This window comes from Proteocatella sp. QWL-06, assembly GCF_058684135.1.
The window spans coordinates 1,029,507-1,051,046 of record NZ_CM178755.1; the positions used below are offsets into that span (position 1 = coordinate 1,029,507).

Annotated in this window: 21 protein-coding genes; 20 read left to right on the forward strand and 1 reads right to left on the reverse strand. The window is 36.5% G+C overall.

Translation table 11 applies throughout. The annotated features are described in order from the left end of the window. Window positions 1–7 precede the first annotated feature (7 nt). The 18 genes from AC4PGZ_RS04955 (at window position 8) to pepV (ending at window position 16,667) form a co-directional block, all read left to right on the forward strand. Entirely contained in the window at window positions 8–304 is a 297-nt protein-coding gene (locus AC4PGZ_RS04955) for a YhbY family RNA-binding protein (protein ID WP_492159942.1), read from the forward strand. A gap of 16 nt (window positions 305–320) precedes the next feature. Further along, window positions 321–947: a nicotinate-nucleotide adenylyltransferase gene (gene nadD / locus AC4PGZ_RS04960; protein ID WP_492159943.1), complete on the forward strand. Its 627-nt coding sequence runs from the start codon at window positions 321–323 to the stop codon at window positions 945–947. Continuing rightward, entirely contained in the window at window positions 934–1,527 is a 594-nt protein-coding gene (gene yqeK / locus AC4PGZ_RS04965; protein WP_492159944.1) for a bis(5'-nucleosyl)-tetraphosphatase (symmetrical) YqeK, read from the forward strand. The genes nadD and yqeK overlap by 14 nt, the downstream gene beginning before the upstream one ends. Continuing rightward, a complete protein-coding gene (locus AC4PGZ_RS04970; protein ID WP_492159945.1) occupies window positions 1,524–2,861 on the forward strand; it encodes an LCP family protein in 1,338 nt (445 codons plus the stop codon). The genes yqeK and AC4PGZ_RS04970 overlap by 4 nt, the downstream gene beginning before the upstream one ends. Continuing rightward, window positions 2,861–3,202, forward strand: a complete 342-nt coding sequence (gene rsfS, locus AC4PGZ_RS04975) for a ribosome silencing factor (RefSeq protein WP_492159946.1) — start codon at window positions 2,861–2,863, stop codon at window positions 3,200–3,202. Before AC4PGZ_RS04970 ends, rsfS begins: the two co-directional genes overlap by 1 nt. A 22-nt stretch (window positions 3,203–3,224) precedes the next feature. Continuing rightward, a complete protein-coding gene (gene glyQ, locus AC4PGZ_RS04980; protein WP_492159947.1) occupies window positions 3,225–4,109 on the forward strand; it encodes a glycine--tRNA ligase subunit alpha in 885 nt (294 codons plus the stop codon). Beyond that, window positions 4,102–6,156, forward strand: coding sequence for a glycine--tRNA ligase subunit beta (gene glyS, locus AC4PGZ_RS04985; protein WP_492159948.1), 2,055 nt, complete (start codon window positions 4,102–4,104; stop codon window positions 6,154–6,156). Before glyQ ends, glyS begins: the two co-directional genes overlap by 8 nt. Before the next feature lie 19 nt (window positions 6,157–6,175). Beyond that, entirely contained in the window at window positions 6,176–6,853 is a 678-nt protein-coding gene (locus AC4PGZ_RS04990; RefSeq protein WP_492159949.1) for a dTMP kinase, read from the forward strand. Then, window positions 6,843–7,550 (forward strand): DNA polymerase III delta subunit-related protein, encoded by a 708-nt coding sequence (locus tag AC4PGZ_RS04995; RefSeq protein ID WP_492159950.1) that lies wholly within the window; start codon window positions 6,843–6,845, stop codon window positions 7,548–7,550. The genes AC4PGZ_RS04990 and AC4PGZ_RS04995 overlap by 11 nt, the downstream gene beginning before the upstream one ends. Continuing rightward, window positions 7,547–8,431 carry a PSP1 domain-containing protein gene (locus AC4PGZ_RS05000; RefSeq protein WP_492159951.1) on the forward strand — a complete coding sequence of 295 codons (885 nt, stop codon included), beginning with the start codon at window positions 7,547–7,549 and terminating at the stop codon, window positions 8,429–8,431. The genes AC4PGZ_RS04995 and AC4PGZ_RS05000 overlap by 4 nt, the downstream gene beginning before the upstream one ends. 1 nt (window position 8,432) lies before the next feature. Next, complete coding sequence (locus AC4PGZ_RS05005) at window positions 8,433–9,179, forward strand: tRNA1(Val) (adenine(37)-N6)-methyltransferase (protein ID WP_492159952.1); 747 nt, start codon at window positions 8,433–8,435, stop codon at window positions 9,177–9,179. Then, entirely contained in the window at window positions 9,180–10,004 is an 825-nt protein-coding gene (gene rsmI, locus AC4PGZ_RS05010) for a 16S rRNA (cytidine(1402)-2'-O)-methyltransferase (protein WP_492159953.1), read from the forward strand. It begins immediately after the preceding gene. 63 nt (window positions 10,005–10,067) lie between these two features. Continuing rightward, a complete protein-coding gene (locus tag AC4PGZ_RS05015) occupies window positions 10,068–10,847 on the forward strand; it encodes a heparan-alpha-glucosaminide N-acetyltransferase domain-containing protein (protein WP_492159954.1) in 780 nt (259 codons plus the stop codon). Between the two features lie 35 nt (window positions 10,848–10,882). Continuing rightward, window positions 10,883–12,094, forward strand: a complete 1,212-nt coding sequence (locus AC4PGZ_RS05020) for a carboxylate--amine ligase (protein ID WP_492159955.1) — start codon at window positions 10,883–10,885, stop codon at window positions 12,092–12,094. After that, window positions 12,094–12,801: a cysteate racemase gene (gene cuyB, locus AC4PGZ_RS05025; RefSeq protein ID WP_492159956.1), complete on the forward strand. Its 708-nt coding sequence runs from the start codon at window positions 12,094–12,096 to the stop codon at window positions 12,799–12,801. Before AC4PGZ_RS05020 ends, cuyB begins: the two co-directional genes overlap by 1 nt. A gap of 1 nt (window position 12,802) precedes the next feature. Beyond that, window positions 12,803–14,305, forward strand: coding sequence for a Mur ligase family protein (locus tag AC4PGZ_RS05030; protein WP_492159957.1), 1,503 nt, complete (start codon window positions 12,803–12,805; stop codon window positions 14,303–14,305). A 21-nt stretch (window positions 14,306–14,326) separates the two neighbouring features. Beyond that, on the forward strand, window positions 14,327–15,337 hold the full coding sequence (locus AC4PGZ_RS05035) for a biotin--[acetyl-CoA-carboxylase] ligase (protein WP_492159958.1): 1,011 nt from the start codon (window positions 14,327–14,329) through the stop codon (window positions 15,335–15,337). Continuing rightward, window positions 15,318–16,667 carry a dipeptidase PepV gene (gene pepV / locus AC4PGZ_RS05040; RefSeq protein WP_492159959.1) on the forward strand — a complete coding sequence of 450 codons (1,350 nt, stop codon included), beginning with the start codon at window positions 15,318–15,320 and terminating at the stop codon, window positions 16,665–16,667. Before AC4PGZ_RS05035 ends, pepV begins: the two co-directional genes overlap by 20 nt. A 205-nt stretch (window positions 16,668–16,872) precedes the next feature. Here pepV and AC4PGZ_RS05045 read toward each other — a convergent pair whose 3' ends face one another. Next, window positions 16,873–18,609 carry an IS1182 family transposase gene (locus AC4PGZ_RS05045; RefSeq protein ID WP_492159960.1) on the reverse strand — a complete coding sequence of 579 codons (1,737 nt, stop codon included), beginning with the start codon at window positions 18,607–18,609 and terminating at the stop codon, window positions 16,873–16,875. A gap of 587 nt (window positions 18,610–19,196) precedes the next feature. Here AC4PGZ_RS05045 and AC4PGZ_RS05050 point away from each other — a divergent pair. Together AC4PGZ_RS05050 and AC4PGZ_RS05055 are read left to right on the forward strand one after the other, a co-directional pair. Next, window positions 19,197–19,679: a methylated-DNA--[protein]-cysteine S-methyltransferase gene (locus AC4PGZ_RS05050; protein ID WP_492159961.1), complete on the forward strand. Its 483-nt coding sequence runs from the start codon at window positions 19,197–19,199 to the stop codon at window positions 19,677–19,679. Continuing rightward, window positions 19,672–21,069 carry a hypothetical protein gene (locus AC4PGZ_RS05055; protein ID WP_492159963.1) on the forward strand — a complete coding sequence of 466 codons (1,398 nt, stop codon included), beginning with the start codon at window positions 19,672–19,674 and terminating at the stop codon, window positions 21,067–21,069. The genes AC4PGZ_RS05050 and AC4PGZ_RS05055 overlap by 8 nt, the downstream gene beginning before the upstream one ends. Window positions 21,070–21,540: the final 471 nt, after the last annotated feature.

A 21,540-nucleotide genomic window follows, 5' to 3' on the forward strand; every position in this document is an offset into this window, starting at 1 on the left:
AGATTATATGATTACAAGTAAACAAAGAGCGTATTTAAGAGGACTTTCCAATACTATTCAGCCTACAACTCATGTGGGAAAGGAAGGAATAACTGAGAGTGTAATAGATTCTATAGAAGAGACACTTTCTACAAGAGAGCTTATAAAAATAAAGCTTCTGGACAATTCAGGGCTATCCGCTAAAGAAATTGGAAACGCAGTAGCTGAGAATCTCAAAGCGGAATGTGTTCAATGTATTGGAAGTAAAATAGTTTTATACAGGGCCTTCAGAAAGGATCCTCAGATAATCTTGCCAAAAAAATAAGCGGAGGCGTATTGTTTTGAAAAAAATAGGCATACTTGGAGGCACGTTTAATCCGGTTCATTCAATGCATATCAGAATGGCTGAAAAATCCAGGGAAATAATGAAGCTTGATCAGGTTATATTCATTCCATCTGCAAATCCTCCTCACAAATCGGGCTTTGAGATAGAATCATTCTTACACAGATTTAATATGGTGGAGATTGCGATAGATGGCATTGAGGGTTTTTCTGTTTCAAATATCGAAAACAAGATAAATCATAGAAAATCATATACGGTAGATACACTTAGGGCTCTTAAGCTCATATATCCTGATGACAGATTATATTTTATCGTGGGCTCAGATTGTGTTTTCCAGGTTGAAAGCTGGAATAACCCGGATGATATATTCATGCTTTGTGAACTCGTTGTATTTGAGCGCCCGGATGTTTCCACTCACGAAGAACTTATGGAAAAAATACATTATCTTGAGAAGAAATACTCGGCAAAAATACATTACCTGGGACCTTTTACAGAAAATGTGTCATCAAGTGACATTAGAGACAGAATAAATGAGGATGATTTTAAAATTAAGGATTTAAATGATAAGATCATTAAATATATCAGGGAAAATGATCTGTATAAGGAACAAGATGGAAAATTATAATGATATATTCAAAGAAGTAGATGATAAAATAAGAGCTATGATGACCTCGAAAAGGTACAGACATGTCATTGGAGTTGTAGATACATCTTCAGAACTGGCAGGTATATATGGCACTGACATTGAAAAATGCAGGATAGCTGCAATTTTTCATGATTATGCGAAACAGTTCACCAAAGCTCAGATTGATCAGACGGTTATAAGGCATTCTGTAAAACTGGACAGCCTCGAATCAGAGTCCATCCAGCTTTCTCATTCAAAACTTGCCGCAGCAATAGCAAGAAATGAGTATGGAATTCAGGATGAAGATATATTGAATGCAATAGCCTTCCATACAACCGGAAGAGCGGAAATGTCAGAACTGGAAAAGATAATATTCGTAGCAGACTCAATTGAACCGGGAAGAAAATATCCGGGGGTTGAAGCGATAAGAGAACATGCTTATTGTAGTCTGGACAAGGCGATTTTGACCATTTACAAACATACAATATCATATCTGCTTAACAGTGAGCACAAGATCCATCCTGACTCTGTGATTGCAAGAAACTATTTTTTAGATAAAAGTAACGAGGTGAATTTATGAAGAGTTTTTTGAAGATGTTTTTGATTCTGTTCGTAGTTTTTTCAATGATAATAAGTACAGCGATGTATTTTTATTTCAAGAATGATGTTGAAGAAGCATCTAAAAATAATGAAACTAAAGTAACCGATGAATTTGAAGATTTAGATATAAGCAATTACAAGGAAAGAGTCAATGTGCTTCTTCTTGGAGTAGACACCCTGGAGAATGATGATTCTGGAATTGGGACAAGAACCGATACTATAATGGTATTGAGTATTGACCCCCTGACCAAGACGGGATTCATACTTTCTGTGCCAAGAGATACAAGGGTAGAGATAGCAAATGGAGGCGGATTCGACAAGGTCAATCATGCGCATTCTTATGGAGGAACAGAGCTTGCGCTTTCAACCATAAAGAACTTTCTTGGAATACCGATCCATCATTATGTAAAAGTTGATTACAAGGCACTCTTCAAGACTGTTGATGACCTTGGAGGGATTGAAGTAGATGTGCCCGTGGACATGAGATATGTAGATTCTGCGGCTACACCACCACTTAACATCAACCTGAAGAAAGGTATACAAACATTGAACGGCGAACAGGCTATGGGATTTCTGAGATTCAGAAAAGGATATGCAAATCAGGACCTTGGAAGGATTCAGGCTCAGCAGATGTTCCTCGACTCACTGTTTAAAAAAATAGCGTCTCCATCTTCAATTATGAATATACCGAAATATCTTGATACTATGTCAAAATATGTCGAGACAGACATGACAATGAGGAATATGCTTATAATCGCAAAGCAGGCACTTACGATCGATACAAACAGAATAGAGAAAAAAACTGTGCCTGGAGAGCCTACGATGATAGGCGGAGTATCATATTATTCACCAGATCAGGAGCAGCTCAATCTTGACCTTGAATATCTGATTTCTGGAAATTATCCGGTGCCTGAGTCCGAATCTGCTGAGGGAGCAGACTCTGAAGAAGGTTCACAAGGTGGAGCAACAGGTACGGCGTCAGCAGTGCAAACTGCAAATGCTTCAAAATCTGTTAAATCTGAACCTGTTAAGGATACAAGCACTTATAAAATTCATGTTTTAAATGGAAATGGCATAAGCGGGACAGCAAGAAGAGCCTCGGATCTTCTTAAAATAGAGGATATAGCAGTTTCGGCTACAGGAAATGCAAGTGATTTCAATATTGAAAACACAGTCATATACTATAAAGATGATATTGCTTTTGCAAATAAAGTTAAAGGTATTTTAGAAACCGGAAAAGTACAGAAGGGAACAAAAGATGTTGTTTCATCTGAACCGGATATTGTTGTTGTTTTAGGAAAGGATTTTAACTGATGAGAGATATTTTAAATACTATTTACAAGCAGATGGATGAAAAACAGGCTGAGGATGCAAGAATTCTCAATGTATCAAACATAACTTCTATTGCAGATTACTTTGTAATATGCAGCGCGGATAATGAAAGAAAAGTAAAGTCTATTGCAGATGCAATTGAGGATGAGCTTGCAAGACAGGGAACTGAACCTCGATTTAAAGAAGGCTTTGATACTTCCAGATGGATTCTTCTTGATTATGGCGACATCATCGTCCATGTTTTTAAGGATGAGGAAAGAGATTTCTATAACATAGAGAAAATCTGGAAGGATGCAGCAGACATTACTTCTGAATTCAAATAAGATATAATACAGGGAGGCAAATATGAATTTCCAGAACATGATATTAAAGTTACAGGAATACTGGTCTAGTCAGGGATGCATATTGATGCAGGCGTATGATAGTGAAAAAGGGGCAGGAACCCTCAATCCTCAGACATTTTTAAGATCTCTCGGGCCAGAACCCTGGAAGGTTTGCTATGTAGAGCCATCAAGAAGACCTGCAGATGCAAGATATGGCGAAAATCCAAACAGGCTTTATCAGCATCACCAATTGCAGGTAATACTGAAACCTTCACCAGATAATGTTCAGGAGCTGTACCTGGGCTCACTTAGAGCTATAGGGATCGATCCTCTGGAACATGATATCAGATTTGTCGAAGACAACTGGGAAAATCCTACATTCGGAGCATGGGGACTTGGATGGGAAGTATGGCTTGATGGAATGGAAATAACTCAGTATACTTACTTTCAGCAGGTTGGCGCTATAGACTGCGAGCTTGAGTCTGCTGAACTTGCGTATGGACTTGAGAGGCTTGCTCTGTATATTCAGAATAAAAATGATGTTTACGATCTTGACTACACAGATGAGATAAAATATGGAGATGTATTCAGAAAAGCCGAGTATGAGCATTCTGTCTACAGCTTTGACGAATCTGACAAAGAAATGCTGTTCAACCAGTTTGTAACGTTTGAAGGCGAAGCACTTAAGCTCATTGAAAAAGGACTTGTTATGCCAGCCTATGATTATGTATTAAAGTGCTCGCATACATTCAACCTGCTTGACGCAAGAGGAGCAATAGGAGTAAGCCAGAGAGCAGGATATATTGCAAAAGTGCGAAACATGGCAAAAAAAATTGCCAGTCTTTATGTTGAACAAAGAGCAGAAATGGGATATCCTCTTTTGAAAAGGAGTAACGGAGATGAATAGAGATTTATTTTATGAGATAGGAACAGAAGAGATACCAGCAAGGTATATCAATAATGCACTTAAGGAAATGAAAGATATACTCACAAAAAATCTTAATGATCTTAATATTCAGTTTGAGGAGATAGACATAAAGGCGACTCCAAGAAGATTTGCAATTCTTGTAAAGAATATTTCTGAAAAACAGGCCGATTTGCATGAAGAATACAAAGGGCCTGCAAAAAAGATAGCATATGATGCGCAGGGAAACCCTACCAAAGCACTCACAGGTTTTGTAAAAGGAAAGAACGGACTTCTTGAAAATGTTGAGCTTAGAAAAATCGGCGATGATGAGTATGTATACTTAAGCGTTGAAAAAGAAGGAAAAGAAACGAAAATATTTGTAAAAGATATTCTGGAAAATGTAGTAAGAGGGGTTAATTTTCCAAAACCAATGAGGTGGGGAGGAAAAAATCTTAAATTCATAAGACCTATAAGATGGTTTATCTGCGTTTTCCATGGAGAGCATCAGGACTTTGATATTGAAGATATAAAAACTACCAGATTCACAAAGGGACACAGATTCCTGAGCAGTGGTGATTTTATGGTAAGCGATTTTGAAGATTATAAGATAAAACTAAAAGAAAACTACGTAATACTAGATCAGGATGAAAGAAGAAGCATGATCATAGAGCAGGTAAATAAAGTCGCGGAAACTCTTGGCGGATCACCTGTAATAGACGAAGATATTCTGGAAGAGGTAAACTTCATAGTTGAATATCCTACTGCATTTTATGGTAGCTATTCTGAGGAGTATCTGAAATTGCCCGAAGAGGTAATAATAACCCCTATGGAATCTCATCAGAGATATTTCCCTGTGAGAGATAAATCAGGCAAGCTTATGAACTATTTCATAACTGTGAGGAATGGTAATGACTACATGATAGACAACGTAAGGAAAGGTAATGAAAAAGTTCTTGTTGCCAGACTTATGGATGCCAAATTCTTTTATGAAGAAGATACAAAAAAATCCCTTGAAAGCTTTGTAGACGGGCTGGATACTATCGTGTTCCAGCAGAAACTAGGAACTATGAGAAACAAGGCTGAAAGAATAGAAAAATCTGCTCTTATGCTTGCAGACAGACTTGGAATAGACAAAGCGCATATAAGCAGAGCGGCACTTCTTTGCAAAGCAGACCTTACGACTGCTATGGTATTTGAATTTCCTGAGCTACAGGGAATAATGGGCAGATATTACTCGATGCTTGACAAAGAAAATCCGGCCGTAAGCGAAGCAATTTACGAGCATTATCTACCAAGAAATGCCAACGACTCGCTGCCTCAGACAAGCACAGGCATACTTCTTTCTTTAGCAGACAAAATGGACTCCATAACAGGATTCTTTTCAATAGGAATACAGCCAACAGGATCTCAGGATCCATATGCTCTCAGAAGACAGGCTATTGCTGTTTTAAACATACTTCTGAACAGCGATTTTGACATATCTTTGAGAGAAATAATTGATATAGCTCTTTCTCAGTTTTCAGCAGAACAAAAAGCAAAAACTATTGATGAGATCTCTGAGTTTTTCAGACAGAGATTAAACAATATCATGCTGGACATGAATATCAGATATGATGTAATCAATTCTGTCATAGATAACAAAAATTCTGCTATTCATGAAATCGTGAAAATTGCCAGAGATGTGGAAGCATGGCTTGAAAAAGACAGATCAGAAGCTATCAGCACGATAATAAGAGTACAGAACATACTGAAATCTAAGGAATATCAAGATGTCAATGCTGAGCTTTTCACTCATGAATCAGAATCGGCGCTTTATGAAAAATGCTGCGAAATCAAATCAGAGATCGACCAGTTACTTGCAGATAGAAACTACTTTAAAGCCATAGAGGTTTACGAGGCCGTTACGCCGCATATAAATTCATTATTCGATAATGTTATGATAATGGATAAAGATGAAGATGTAAGAAACAACAGGATCAATCTCCTGAATTGTTCTGTTGAAATGATAAATGGCATAGTTGATGTATCCAAAATCAACTACAAATAGAATATAAAAGGATAATAATATGTTGATAAGTATTGAGGGCACGGATTCTTCGGGCAAACAGACACAGGCAAAGATGCTGTATGATTATTTCCTTGAAAAAGGAATGAATGTCAGGCAGATATCATTTCCTGATTATAAAAGCGATTCATCAGCACTGGTCAAGATGTATCTTAATGGAGATTTTGGAAAAGAGCCCGGTGATGTTAGTGCTCAGGTTGCTTCTATATTTTTCGCCTGTGACAGATTTGCATCGTTTCGGACATCATGGAAGAAATATTATGACCAGGGAGACATAATAATCAGCGACAGATACACGTCTTCGAATATAATCAATCAGGCATCAAAGATCGAAAACTATGATGAAAGACTAAAATTCATCGACTGGATTGAAAATATGGAATACAGCGTATTTGTTATTCCTGAGCCAGATATAACAATTTTTCTGAATATGCCTTATGAGAAATCACTTGAGCTTATGAAAAATAGAAATAACAAGATTTCTGGTGAGAAAAGCAAGGATATTCATGAATCGAATCGGGATTATCTGAAAAAATCATATGAAAATGCTGTAGATATCTGCAACAGGCTTTCATGGAATAAGATTGACTGTGTTGGAAGTGATGGAAACATAAAGACACCCGAAGCGATTCACGAAGAGATAGCGAAGACTGTTGAAGGTATCATGCATGAAATATAAAGATGATATATACAGAATGATAGATTCTGCTTCCTCGTTTTTTTTAATAGAAAACGATGGAAGCATATATGAAAACCTCAAGTCATGTCTGTCAGAGAAATATGGTATAATAGACTTTGAAAATGACATGGATGTGCGTATATACGAATCTCAGAATTTGCAGATATCTGATATCAAAAGGATCATATTCGAGATAGGGCTCAGGCCTTATGGCGATGCAAAGCTTATTATATTCAGGAACTTCGAAAAAGTTGGAGAGCTCTCTCAAAACGCTCTCCTTAAAAGCATTGAGGAGCTACCTGATGACACAAGGATATTTTCCATATGCAGCAGCACTGTAAATATACTAGATACAATAAGGTCTCGTGCATATTATCTCTATACGGGAAATGCTGCAAACGTGTCAGAAACATATATGCAATATACAGATTCAGGAAAGATAAGAGAAATATCAGAAGATGATATTTTTAAAATAATGGAAAGCAGCATGGAAAAGGACGATGTTCTTGAACTGCTAAAAAGCTCCATGTCTTCTATGAACGATTCTATCAGGACATCGTTATCAAACGATATGTACATGGCAGGTTTGATACGCAGAATGAACTGGATGCAGGAATGCTATAACTATATAAGCGCGAACTGCAACAAAAATCTCTGCATTGATTTGCTGATGTACAAAATTTTGGAGGAAAAATGAAAGTTGAAATAGTAGGAGTAAGATTTAAAAAGGCAGGAAAGATATATTATTTTTCTCCAAATGGAAGCACATATAATTCGGGAGACAAGATAATAGTTGAGACTGCAAGAGGTCTGGAACTGGGAAGCATTGCAATTGCAAACAGGGAAATAGATGAATCTGAAATAATAGCCCCTCTCAAGCCTATTTTAAGGCCTGCGGGTGAGGATGACATAAAGAACTATGAAGAAAACAAGCTGATGGCAAAAGAAGCTGGTCAGGTTTTTGAAAAAAAATCTATTGAGCATAATCTTGAGATGGTTCTCATGGGTACTGAATATACCCTGGACAGAAACAAGCTGATTTTTTATTTTACTGCGGAAGGCAGAATAGATTTCAGAGAGCTGGTAAAAGATCTTGCAGCAATATTCAGGACACGTATTGAGCTTAGACAGATAGGCGTAAGAGATGAAGCAAAAAATCTTGGAGGACTTGGGTGTTGCGGAAGACCTCTATGCTGTTCAACCTGGCTTGGTGATTTTCAGTCTGTTTCAATTAAAATGGCTAAAGATCAGAATCTGTCTCTAAACCCGACTAAAATATCTGGGATATGCGGAAGGCTCTTCTGTTGCCTGAAGTATGAACATGAGGTATACGAGGAAATGCTTTCTGTGATGCCAGCTCCAGGAAGCCGGGTAAAAACTCCGGACGGTGAGGGAAAAGTGCTTGACGTTTTTGTCCTTACAGAGGAACTGAAAGTGCAGATTGACAAAAACAGTGATATTATAGAAATAAAGCGATATAAGCTGAAAGACATAACTGTCCTTAAGTATGCAAGAAAAGCAAATGACAAAATCGACAGGGAACTTGAAAAAGAATTGAAAGTACTATTAGAGGATTAATGTGGATTTAAAGCAGAACGAAACTATAGAAGATCTCCAGATGAATGGCATGAAAATTATTCAATCTGATAATGGATTTAAATTTGGAATAGATGCTGTACTTATTGCAAATTTCTGTAAGGTCAGAAGAGGTGACCGTGGTGTAGATCTCGGAACAGGAACTGGAATAATACCAATAATCCTTGCTGCTAAATCAGAGGCTTTGCGGATTTTTGGACTGGAGATTCAGCCTGAAGTGTCTGAGATGGCACAAAGATCTGTCGCCATGAATGGCCTTGAGCCCAGAATTGAGATAATAAATGGAGATTTAAAAAACAGAAAACAGATATTTGAAAAATCCTCAATGGATTTTGTGGTGTCAAACCCGCCATATTTCAAAGTCGATACAATCAAATCAGAAAATATGAAAAAAATGATTTCGAGGCATGAGGTAAAATGTGACCTTAATGATATTTTGGAAACAGCATCTTATCTGCTAAAACCCAACAAGCCTTTTTTTATGATTCACAGACCTGACAGACTTGTTGATCTCATAGAAACTGGTCTGAGGCACAAGCTTGAGCCCAAAGAGATAAAATTCATACACCCGGATAATAAAAAAGCTCCAAATCTGATTATGATAAAGTATGTGAAGTGTGGAAACAAGGGGGTTAAGATGTTACCTCCTCTTTATGTGTACAATCCGGATGGAACATATACAGAAGATATAAATAAAATTTACAGTAGTAAAGTTTTAGGAGGATTCTAAATGCTTTATATATGTCCTACCCCTATAGGCAATCTTGAAGACATAACGATAAGGGTAATCAATACCCTTAAAGAAGTAGACTATATAGCCTGTGAAGACACAAGGCACACTATAAAGCTGCTGAATCACTACGGCATAAAAAACAAGCTTATAAGCATGCATGAACACAATGAATTTATAAAAACGGATTCAATAATAGAAGATTTGAGAAACGGACTGAACATAGCGGTAGTATCGGATGCAGGAATGCCGGGGATTCAGGATCCTGGGAAGATACTTATCGAAGCAGCAGTAAGGGAGAAGCTTGATTTCACTGTTCTTCCTGGTCCGTGTGCTTTTGTTACTGCGGCAATCGGTTCAGGAATTGTCGATGAAGAATTCACATTTATGGGATTTGTCTCAAGAAAATCACGTGAAAGAAAGGCTGCACTTGAGAGCCACAAGTCTTACAGAGGGGAACTGGTTTTTTATGAATCCCCTCACAGGATAAAAGATCTGCTCGAGGACATTCACGGAGTACTTGGAAACAGGAATATTGTGCTTGCAAGAGAAATAAGCAAGAAGTTTGAGTCATATATAAGATTAAGTGTTTCCGAGATGCTTGATTATATAGATGATAACCAGATTAAGGGTGAACTTGTGCTCATAGTTCAGGGAAACCATGAAAACGTGGAAATCGAAATTTCTGACGCAGACATTGAAAAACTTGTAATTGAAAGACTTGAAGCCGACTTTAGCCGAAAAGATGCTGTAAAATCGGTAAGCAGAGAACTAGGGATTTCAAAGAACCGAGTATATGACATTGCAATGAAAACGGAACACTAATATCAGACGAATATGAAAATATCAGGGAGACTTATGTCTCCTTGTTTTTTGAATGGAGAACATATGGCTGACAGGAAAAGAGTAATAATTCTTGATGAGGCAAGGGGTTTTTTTGTCATCTGCATGATAATATACCACTTCTTGTATTCTTATCAATATGTATTCAACCTCAACGAAGGATACAGTCTATTCGATAATAGTTTTATGAAATATTTTCAGATATTTATTTCAAGTTCTTTTATATTCATATCAGGAATATCAAGCTGGAAATCTAAAGATATCATGAAAAGAGGAATAAGGCTTTTTTCTGTTGCTTTAATCATAAGCACAGTAACATTCATTGTGATTCCGGATGAATTTATAGTATTTGGCATTCTGCACTTTTTAGGATTTTCAATGATTACTTTAGGTCTGATAAAAAGACATATAGCAGGCAATCTTAATATTATTTACAAAAATTCTGCTATTATAGTATTATTATGTTTATTTTTACTCATAATTTGCTATAATGTTAAAAGTGGATATATTGGAATAGAAGGTTTATATACAGTAAATTTGCCAGAATCATTATACAGGAATATCTTTACTTCATTACTTGGATTTCCAGATGAGTCTTTCAGATCTGCCGATTATTTCCCGCTTATTCCTCATATACTTATGTTTTATGCCGGAGTTTTCTCTGAGATAATGCTTAAAGATAAAAAACTCCCGGACGAAGCATATAGAAGGCATAACAGATTATTGGAGTCTGCAGGCAGAAATTCTATGACTGTTTATATATTACATCAGCCTATAATATTTATATTTATATATACTTACATTATTTTGTTTAAAAATCTATAGAGTAAGATTCAAAACGTGATTTGGAGGAATATCATATGAAAGACAGTTTTATTCCAGTACTGATGGGAAATGACATAAACGTATATAGTATGGCAAGAGCGTTTCATCAGGAATATGAAATTAAATCCATGGTTTTTTGCAAGACCGTAAGCGGACCATGCAACAACAGTACAATACTTACACTTGACGCTCATCCAAAGATGGATACAAAAGACGTATTTCTTGAGAAAATCAACGGATTTGCAGAAAAAAACAAAGAGAAGAAAATAATTCTGATAGGATGCGGAGACAGCTATGTTGAAGTAATAAGCAGCAATCTTAAGTATCTCAGAGAAAACATTATAGCACCCTACATGAGCTTTGATCTTATAGAGCCACTAACAGATAAAAAAACATTTTATGAAATGTGTGAAGAAAATGGAATAGACTACCCGTCAACATTCATATATGAAAAAGTAACCAGCCCTGATGCTGATCCCGGATTTTCTGCTCCATATATAATCAAGCCTGCAGACAGCGTAGAGTACTGGAGATTTCCTTTTGAGGGACAAAATAAAGTATTTCTGGTTGACACAAGAGATGAATTGAAGCAGACCGTAAGTGATATATTCGCATCAGGATATTCCAAGAGCATCATAGTTCAGGAATTCATACCTGGAGATGACTCAAATATGAGAGTTCTGACGTCATATTCAGACAGAAAAGGCAAAGTAAAGCTCATGGCGCTTGGTCATGTGCTTCTTGAAGAGCATACTCCAAAAGGAATAGGAAATCATGCTGTCATATTGAACGAATACAACAGAGAGCTATATGACAAATATAAAAATCTGCTTGAAAAGCTTGATTACAGAGGATTCTCAAACTTTGATATAAAATATGACCCGAGAGACGGTAAATATAAAGCATTTGAGATAAATCCAAGACAGGGACGAAGTAATTTTTATGTTACTAATTCTGGATATAATCTGGCGAAAATGGTGGTTGATGAATTCCTTTCCGGTAAAGAAATTCAAGATACTGTGCTGGTATCAAATAAGAAGCTATGGATTGTAATACCAAAACAGGTGGCATTCACATATATAACTGATGAAGAATGCAAAAACGAAATGAAAGAGCTTATAAGCAAGGGAGAATATGTAAATCCTCTTTTCTATGAAAAAGACAGATCCTTAAAAAGGACACTCTCGTTATTTAAATCCCAGCTTTCACATTATGCAAAATACAAGAAGTACATGGGAGGAAAATAATGTATCCAAGAAGGACTTTAGGAGTAATTGGAGGAATGGGTCCGCAGGCCACGCAGTGTTTTTATCAGGATATAATTGATAATACTGTTGCCGACAAAGATCAGGACCATATAGATATGGTGATAATAAACCATGCAAGCATGCCGGACAGGACAAGCGCAATATTGAGCGGAACTACAGAGCCTGTGTATTCAAGGCTAAAAAACGATGCAGAGAAATTGATTAAATTCGGAGTAGACTATATAGCGATGCCGTGCAACACTTCACATTATTTTATTGACAGGCTGAAGTCGGAAACGGGCGCTTCCTTCATCGATATGATAGAAGAAACAGCTATCCTGATCAGAAAGAGAAATATTTCGAGGGTTGGGCTTATGGCGACAAATGGAACTGTAATGAGCAGAATATATGAAATCAAAATGAAGGAACATGGTATAGATATAATTCTCCCGTCAGAAGAAAAGCAGTCATATGTAATGCAGATAATATACGATCAGATAAAGGCAGGCATAGCTCCGGACAAAAGAATGTTTGAAGAAGTTTCCAGAGAACTTGAAGATAAAGGCGCTGAAGCTGTAATTCTCGGATGTACGGAGCTTTCATATTACAACAAGCTGCATAATCTAAGCGAATACTATTTTGATGCACAGGAAATACTTGTCAGAAAGTGCATAGAGCTTTGCGGAGGAAGGCAGGAGAGGGTTTAGCATGAAAAAGAATATTGCGGATTTCATAGAGGTCTTAAAAAGAAATGAACTGATTTCAGAGCTGCACGTAAATGATGATATTAAGCACGAAATAATATGCTCGCTTACGGACAACTCAAGAGAATCAGTAAAAGGAACCATGTTTGTGTGCAAGGGAAGTCATTTTAAGTCTGAATATCTTAAGGACGCAATCACCAGAGGGGCAGTATGCTACATCACAGATCAGAAAGAGCTTATTGATGAAACTAAGCCTTGCATTCTTGTGCACGACATAAGGAAAACCATGGGAATATTGGGGAATTTTTATTATGAAGATGCATGGAAAGCAATGAAAGTAATTGGGATAACAGGAACAAAAGGAAAGTCGACCACGGCTTATTTTCTAAAGAGCATAATTGACAATTATTCTGTCTCTATAGGTGAAAAACCTGCAGGGATACTGTCTTCGATAGAGAATTTTGATGGAGAGGTTTTTGAGGAATCTCACCTTACGACACCTGAGCCTCTAAGACTTCACTGGCATTTCAATAATATGAGAAAAAATGGAATAAGGTACTGCATAATGGAAGTTTCGAGTCAGGCTCTCAAATATGGAAGAGTAGCAGGAATTGAGTTTGATATTGGCTGCTTCTTAAACATTGGAGAGGATCATATAAGCGACATAGAGCACAGAGATTTCAGAGACTATTTCATTTCAAAATCAATGATTCTGGATTCTTCAAAGCAGGTATTATTGTCAGACACAGTAGACTTTGACGAAATCGGAGTGGATATATCAAAATACGGTGACAGGATATCAATATTTGGAAGCGATGAAAAAGATGATTTTCAGGTGACTGACATAACGAAAAAATCGGACGGTTTTGATTTCAAGCTCAGATATCTAGGCGAAACAAAGACATACAGCATTTGTCTTGGAGGGACGTTCAATGTATATAATGCAGCAGCAGCGGTTGCTGCAGCAAAAAAACTTGGAATCCCTGATATAAATATATTTGATGGACTTTCCTCCGCAAAAGTAAGCGGACGCATGGAGCTTTTTGCAGACAGGGGAAAAGACATAACTGTAATTGTAGACTATGCACATAACAAACTGAGCTTTCAGAAACTTTTTGAATCGGTTAAGGAAGAATATCCAGGCAAAAAGATAGTGTCAGTGTTTGGATGCCCTGGAGGAAAAGCTTTTGCAAGAAGAAAGGATCTGGGAGAGATTGCAGGAGAATATTCAGATCTTGTAGTTATCACGGAAGAAGATCATGGGGAAGAGGATCTTCATAAAATATGCACTGAAATCCTTACACACGCTTCTGGAAGAAAGGCACATTGCCTGATAATAGAAGACCGAGAAGAGGCCATACAAAAAGCAGTTTCATATTACAGTTCCGATGCAGTAGTGCTTCTTACCGGCAAAGGAAGAGAAACAAGGCAGAAGAGAGGCACTGAATATATAGAGACATTATCGGATGTGGATATAGTAGAGAATTTACTAATTTCAATGAGATAGAGGATATATCAGGGAGATTCTATGAAAAACAGAGACAGAGTTCTTCAGATATTATATCGCAAAAACGGCGAATGTGTTTCCAGCTCAGAAATCACAGGAGAACTGGGCATAACGAGAAGCGCAGTATTTAAGATAATAAATGAACTTAAAAAGCAGGGATTTGATATCGAATCCATTCATCACAGAGGTTACAGGCTTGGGAATGAGAAAGACATCATTTCGCCTGAAATCATAAATGAAATTATTGAAAAAGAAGGAAAAAACAGAAGAATTCAGTATTTCGAAAGAGTTGATTCAACTAATACATTCGCAAAAAAAATCCTTATGGAAGGAGAATCTTATCCGGACATAATAATTGCAAACGAACAGGAACAGGGAAGAGGACGACTGGGAAGAGAGTTTTACTCTCCGAAAGGTACAGGTATATACTGCAGCTTCATTCTGGATCCTTTCATCAAGATAGAAAACTCTATTCTCGTAACTGTTGCGGCATCCGTTGCAGTGAGCAGAGCTATCGAAAAAGTAACAAAGAAAGATACCCGAATCAAATGGATAAACGATATATACATTGATGATAAAAAGGTATGTGGAATACTTACTGAGGCAGTTACTGATTTTGAAACAGGAATAATTGGAAAGATCATACTGGGAATAGGGATAAATTTCAACACGCCATCAGAAAGCTTTCCTGATGAAATAACAGACAGGGCGTCCTCTGTATTTATGGACGATACCTTTGGAGTAACCAGAAACCAGCTTATAGCTCAGCTGATAATTGAAATAGATGAGTGTATGAATGATATAGAAAATGATGAAATAATAAGGTATTACAGAAACAAGTCATTAGTACTTGGAAAGATGCTGGAAATAACTTATTTTGGACAGGAGAAGCCTATTCAGGGAAAAGCCGTGGATATAGACAGAAATGGCTTTCTTATAATAGAGACAAAAAACGGATTGCTGACCTTGAATTCGGGAGAGGTAAGCATTCGACAAAACAAGGAGGAAAGAGATGAAGTACAAGGAACTTAATCAGAGAATTGATGATATGAAAGGCGAAATAATTGAAGGGATAAGGCAGAGTGTTTCAATATACAGCGTTAAGAGCAATCCTGAACCAGATGCGCCATTTGGAAAAGGCCCTAAAGATGCGCTTGAAAATGCAATCGAACAGGCTGAAAAACTAGGACTCAAAGCAAAAAATATTGATAATAGGATAGGATATGCTGAAATAGGAGAAGGCGATGAAATGGTAGCAATACTTGGACATCTGGATGTAGTCCCACTTGGAGATGGCTGGTCTCATGATCCTCTTGCAGCTGAGATTCATGATGGAATAATGTACGGAAGAGGGGTAAGTGATGACAAGGGGCCAACAATAGGTTCACTGTATGCTCTCAAGGCGATCAAGGATCTTGGCCTCGAACATGGCAGAAGAATAAGAGTCATATTTGGAGCGGACGAGGAGAGCGGAAGCAGCTGCGTCGCACACTACATAAAATCAGGAGAAGAAATACCGGTAGCAGGATTTACGCCTGATGCAGATTTTCCTATAATAAACGCAGAAAAAGGAATGTTCTCATGCGTTCTCAGAAAAAAACTCGATAACAATATGAATTACAGACTGAAGCAGCTCAGCGGTGGTACGGTAAAGAACGTAGTGATGCCAAATCTAAAATTTGAAATCGAAACAGATCTGATCTTGAATATAAACGGGGAAACACATACAGGCAATGTATGCTGTGAAATAGCTGGTAAATCAGCACATGCAAGCACTCCGGAAAAGGGTGAGAACGCACTCCTAAAGTTGGCGGATAATCTCAGAAACTCGTCTTTTGAAGGCGACTTAAAAGATTTCCTTGATTTCATGAACAATGAGATAAACATGGAGACTGACGGAAATACACTTGGTGTATTCTGCGAGGACAGTGAATCTGGAAAGCTCACTTTAAATATAGGAGTTATAGATTATGATGGTGAATCTATAAGCTTTACGGTTGATTCTAGAGTACCGGTTACATTTTCTCCTGAAGATGTAATGGAAGGAATCAGAAAGAAGGCTGAAAAATATGGAATCACTATGGAAAATACAAATATAGTGAGGCCGCTTTTTGTACCGGAAGAATCTGAGCTGATCAAGAAGCTGTCAAACGTATATGAAGCGCAAACTGGAGAGAAAACAAGTCTTATAGGTATAGGTGGCGGAACATACGCAAAATCATTCCCGGACATGGTGGCTTTTGGACCTAGCTTCCCAGGAGAAGACCATAATATTCATCAGCCTAATGAACATATCAGTGTGGATTCCCTTATGAGAGGAATCAAGATTTTTGCTTCAGCAATACTTGAACTGGCAAACTAAAATATTGATTTTACTATAAAGGGGCTGTCGGAGAATGAAGTTTTTTGACCCATAAGCTCTAATAATTAAAAATCCCAGATTATTCAACATCTACAAGAATGTAGAGAATCGAATAATCTGGGATTTTTTTGTTTAATTCAATATTTATTGTATGGCAAAAAAAGCCATGTGATATTTGCTCATGACTTATAAAAATCCGATAGGATTAAGCTATTTTTGCTTCATAGGTCTTAATTATTTCTTTTGAGAAGCGATAATACTTATTTAAATTTCTGCCTATAGCATACAAAAAGAACTCTTTATGTACTTTTTCAGATGTCCGGTGATTAAATCTTCTAAAATTATCATTTTCTTTGATGTCTCCAAAATGACCTTCGGTCTGAATGGAACGTATCTGACGATACAAGATACCTTTTTCACTTTGTACATTATTATTGGACTCTGTCTTTAAGGTTTCCCAAAGCAGATTTATCTTCATAACTTTGTTTTTGTGGATATCTTTTTCTTCGTTGTATTTATACAAACAGTGTGGCTTAAACTCGCATCCGCTGCAATCTTTGCAAGCGTAGACTTCGAAATTACTTCTGTAACCATTATGGTTTCTGTATTCAGAGCGTTCATATTGAAGTTTTCGTCCATCTTTGCATATGAACTGAACACCGTTTTCTGTGATTATTTTTTCCATATTATAAAACTTGCCGGGATCGTTCTTGTACGCCCTGGTTTTCATTTTTTCATGCATTTGAAGTTTTATGTATGAATCTATGTTATTGTTTTTAAGGTAAACTAAGTTAGCTTCACTGGAATAACCACTATCGGCTGTTACTTCCTGCGGAAATTTTTTAAGATACTTTTTATGTTTTTCAAGTACAGGAATAAGTGTATTATAGTCCGTTCTGTCATTGCTGATGTAAGTATGGATAATAAAATAGTTTTCAACTGCAATTTGAACGTTGTATGCTGGTTTCAACTGTCCATTTTGCATATGATCATCTTTCATACGCATAAAGGTTGCTTCTATATCTGTTTTTGAATAACTATTTCTATCAGTTCCCATAAGCTTGAAATGTTCTTTATATTTCAATAGTCTTGTTGAAGCTTCTTCAATTGCCTCATAGAGTTTTTGCAGCTCGCTTTTTTTATTTCTCTTTCCATGAACAAAGAGAATTTTTTCTGCGTCAGCAATGCGACTTAAGTTTGCTTGAAGCTCAATTAATTTCAATGGACATATATTGCCAATTTCAATGATTGAGTTGTTTGAAAGCTTTTCCAGATTTAATGATTTTCGCTTTCTATTTTTAGCAATAATATCCTTAACTTTATCAATTCCTTCCACAACAAACATGGTTTCTAAAGGTAAGTTATAGGCTTTGTGATAATTTTGAGATTCCAGAAACTGATTATATCTTAGGTACAGCTTATCAATAGTATCCAGAAGACCTGCTAAATGATAATTTACAGTTCCTCTCCATACAAATGTATATCTATTTGCATTTGCTTCAATTTTAGTGCCGTCTATAAATAGGGTTTTTAAAGTAACGAGTCCCTTCTTTTCTAATATTCGTATGAACTGGTAATGAAGATCTTCAAGTATTTCCTTTGTTAATTTTTCATTTAAGAAAGCATAGAAAGTATCTCTTTGAGGCTTTTCGCCTTTTGTCAGCCAAATAAAGGCTATATCTCTTTCGCAAAGTTCTACAATGCGGTCAACAGCTCTAATTCCTCTCATATTTGCATAAAGCAATACTGCAAATAACATAATAGGGTTATAGCCTTTTCTTCCCTTGTTTGAGTATCTAGCCAGCAAGCTAGAAAAATCGAAATCCTCCAATATATTTATTAGGGTATAGACTGGATCGTCAGCAGATAAACCTAAATTGTAAAAATTAAAATTAATAACCTGTTGTCCTTTTTCAAAAAATTGGTTATAATATTGTTTCATGAGTAGTTATATTTTATAATATAACGGAAAGAGATGGCAATATTATTTTGTCATCTTTTTTTTTGCATTAAAAAAAGCGAACTAGTCGCTTTTTTCTTTGGGGGTTATTTCCCGACAGCCCCTTTATAGATTCTTTATTTGGGAACAGGCATTACGATAAAGCCTTTTCTGAAAAATTTGTTTGAATAATCAATACGCACTTCAGAAAGCATATTGCTTACATTCTCACTGATTGCAATCTCCAGACCTTCTTCTTTATAGATTTCGTCCTTAACAAGGTGTTTCTCCGAAACAACCGCAAATGTAGGACCACATCAGGAGACACCTTGAATGACAAGCTTCAGAGGAACCTCATTCTTAAAATACTCTTTCATCTTTTCTTTTGCATTTTCACTTATATTTATTTTCATATATTCTCACTCCTTATTTTTTTATTATTATAACACCTTTTGCAATAACAATAAGTGATAATATCACATTTGAACACAGAAAATATTAAGCTGTAATAATCATAGGATATAGGTTATAATTATTATATGATTTGTGTAGAATTTTACCATTAAAAGTATTTTAGCAGGAGAGTCAAGATGTATTATTCATATTGCAGCTGCCCTGTGGGCATAGTGGAGATATCGGCTTCAGATACTGGCCTGGAGAGCATAGATTTTGTAAAAGAGGCTGATCAGAATAAGCAGTCAAACCATATAACTGAATCAGTAAAGATTCAGTTAGATCAATATTTTGCAGGGACAAGAATGGCTTTTGATATTGAGATAGAATTCAGAGGAACTGATTTCCAGAAAAAAGTATGGCGAGCTCTCAAAGATATACCTTACGGACATACAGCGTCTTACAAGGAATTGGCGGAAAATATAAATTGCAGTAAGGGATTCAGAGCTGTTGGAAATGCAAACAATAAGAACAGATACGCGATTGTTGTTCCATGTCACAGAGTGATAGGATCAAATGGGAATCTGGTTGGATATGCAGGCGGCCTGGACATCAAAAAATTCCTTATTGAACATGAAAATCGAGTCTTGAAATCAATGGAGGAAAAACTCAATGGATGATAAGAATAAAGTAATAAGCTTTGATCAGATAAAAAAGAAAAAAGATGAACCTAAGCCTGTTGAAAAAACAGGAAGCGGGAATTTGGATAGATTCAGTGAAATTTTCAGGCAGATGGGCATAGAAATAGACGAGAGCACAAGGGAAAAGCTCGAAAGATCAATAGATAACAGCGAAATCAGTGAGCTGATAGGGAAAATTGACCTTAACAGTCTTGATATGAGTAATCTGGAGAAGCTTACTGAAGAAGTAAAATCCATGGAAAAAAGATACAGACAGCAGCAAATGTCTTACAGGACCTTTGGACAGTGGATAAATTTTTACAGGCCGTATAAATTTGAAAATATATATCCTATAGAATTTCTTAAAGAAATCACCATATTCATGAATATGGATCTGCCTGAACGATCAAGCAAAAACGAGATTATTGAAGCATTAAAACCTCATATGGAAGAATATCTAAACAGGGTATTCAGGCTTATCACCAGCGAAGAAATGGCTCATATAGGGCAGATTATTTATAATGAAGGGGCAATGGAATTCAGCAGGGTAATGAATGAAAGAGAAGAACTAAAGATGGATTTTCTTGTTTCAAGATGTCTTATTGCAAGAGCAAAGACTGGTAACAGCAAGTATCTCATAATACCACAGGAAGTAATGGAATCCATTGAAAAGCTTGATTTTAATGATATTAATAAATACAATTCGCTCAACAGCAAAATAATCAGACTTGCAGTCGGCCATGTCAATTCCTATGGAATAATTCCATTCGAAATGCTCGAAGAAAAACTGTATATACTGCTCTCTGATCAGATATCAACAATGATGGACAGAAACAGATTCAAATCACACATAAGAGAGCTGTTTGAATTTTCCTTTGCAAAATCAGTTTTGGAGAAATCACTTTATTCAAACATAATATCAAATGGAGGCTATATCCACCATGCTGTTATAGGAGTTGTGCAGAATCTTATCGATATTCAGAATGAATCAATAAAAAACTATAAGGAATATGATATTCAGGAACTGATTCACCGTGGTGATCCTCATTATTATGAGGACAGCCTTGCTCTGACACTTATAATAGACATGCTGGAATCCGAAAACAGGCTGACTGAATATGAAAAGGAAGAACTCAAGAATCTGATCTTTACATTCTCAAAAATCGAATTTGAACCTGGCTTCATACTGAATATGCTTCAGATGAATTATGCACTGCCTCAGGGCTCACAGTACCAGCTATTTCTGGAAAATATAAGAGCATACTACAAAACCTCAGAAAAGTGGATTTTAAAAGGATATGCACCGGGAGAATCAGACAGAGAAAATGATGATTCAGTATCAAAATTCGATGCTGGAAAAATAATCAATGTTGACTTCAGGACCCAATAGAGGATAAATACGATGCAATAAAAAAATTCCTATCGATAAGATAGGAATTTTAAATGCATTATTAACTGCAGCTTCCGCCACAACTTGAGCAACCGCCTTCAGGCTTAACGCTTGTCTCAACATAAATGCCGGATGCTCCGCCTTCATCAAAATATTTAATTTCAAAAGTTCCGAACTCATCAACAAGTTCTTTTTCAACAACAAAAGTGAAATTATCAGCTTCAACTGAAAGATCGTCTTCGTTTACCTCATCCAGAGATAAATTAAATTGTGGACCACTTCAGCCCATTCCTGATACGAATACACGTACTACATTTCCATCAAGCTGCTTGTCACTTAAGATATTCTTAAGTTCATTAAGAGCTTCTGTGCTTATGTTTATGCTCATATAAAATTCTCCTATACTCTAGTTTAAAAAAAATAATACTTGATATTATTCTATAATAAGTATATTAAAATGTAAATAGAAAA

What these genes read in the sequence shown, in the direction of transcription:
- AC4PGZ_RS04955 (WP_492159942.1), top strand. Translation starts at nt 8, where the DNA reads ATGATTACAAGTAAACAAAGAGCGTATTTAAGAGGACTTTCCAATACT.
- yqeK (WP_492159944.1), top strand. Translation starts at nt 934, where the DNA reads ATGGAAAATTATAATGATATATTCAAAGAAGTAGATGATAAAATAAGA.
- AC4PGZ_RS04970 (WP_492159945.1), top strand. Translation starts at nt 1,524, where the DNA reads ATGAAGAGTTTTTTGAAGATGTTTTTGATTCTGTTCGTAGTTTTTTCA.
- rsfS (WP_492159946.1), top strand. Translation starts at nt 2,861, where the DNA reads ATGAGAGATATTTTAAATACTATTTACAAGCAGATGGATGAAAAACAG.
- glyQ (WP_492159947.1), top strand. Translation starts at nt 3,225, where the DNA reads ATGAATTTCCAGAACATGATATTAAAGTTACAGGAATACTGGTCTAGT.
- glyS (WP_492159948.1), top strand. Translation starts at nt 4,102, where the DNA reads ATGAATAGAGATTTATTTTATGAGATAGGAACAGAAGAGATACCAGCA.
- AC4PGZ_RS04990 (WP_492159949.1), top strand. Translation starts at nt 6,176, where the DNA reads ATGTTGATAAGTATTGAGGGCACGGATTCTTCGGGCAAACAGACACAG.
- AC4PGZ_RS04995 (WP_492159950.1), top strand. Translation starts at nt 6,843, where the DNA reads ATGAAATATAAAGATGATATATACAGAATGATAGATTCTGCTTCCTCG.
- AC4PGZ_RS05000 (WP_492159951.1), top strand. Translation starts at nt 7,547, where the DNA reads ATGAAAGTTGAAATAGTAGGAGTAAGATTTAAAAAGGCAGGAAAGATA.
- rsmI (WP_492159953.1), top strand. Translation starts at nt 9,180, where the DNA reads ATGCTTTATATATGTCCTACCCCTATAGGCAATCTTGAAGACATAACG.
- AC4PGZ_RS05015 (WP_492159954.1), top strand. Translation starts at nt 10,068, where the DNA reads ATGGCTGACAGGAAAAGAGTAATAATTCTTGATGAGGCAAGGGGTTTT.
- AC4PGZ_RS05020 (WP_492159955.1), top strand. Translation starts at nt 10,883, where the DNA reads ATGAAAGACAGTTTTATTCCAGTACTGATGGGAAATGACATAAACGTA.
- cuyB (WP_492159956.1), top strand. Translation starts at nt 12,094, where the DNA reads ATGTATCCAAGAAGGACTTTAGGAGTAATTGGAGGAATGGGTCCGCAG.
- AC4PGZ_RS05030 (WP_492159957.1), top strand. Translation starts at nt 12,803, where the DNA reads ATGAAAAAGAATATTGCGGATTTCATAGAGGTCTTAAAAAGAAATGAA.
- AC4PGZ_RS05035 (WP_492159958.1), top strand. Translation starts at nt 14,327, where the DNA reads ATGAAAAACAGAGACAGAGTTCTTCAGATATTATATCGCAAAAACGGC.
- pepV (WP_492159959.1), top strand. Translation starts at nt 15,318, where the DNA reads ATGAAGTACAAGGAACTTAATCAGAGAATTGATGATATGAAAGGCGAA.
- AC4PGZ_RS05045 (WP_492159960.1), bottom strand. Translation starts at nt 18,609, where the DNA reads ATGAAACAATATTATAACCAATTTTTTGAAAAAGGACAACAGGTTATT.
- AC4PGZ_RS05050 (WP_492159961.1), top strand. Translation starts at nt 19,197, where the DNA reads ATGTATTATTCATATTGCAGCTGCCCTGTGGGCATAGTGGAGATATCG.
- AC4PGZ_RS05055 (WP_492159963.1), top strand. Translation starts at nt 19,672, where the DNA reads ATGGATGATAAGAATAAAGTAATAAGCTTTGATCAGATAAAAAAGAAA.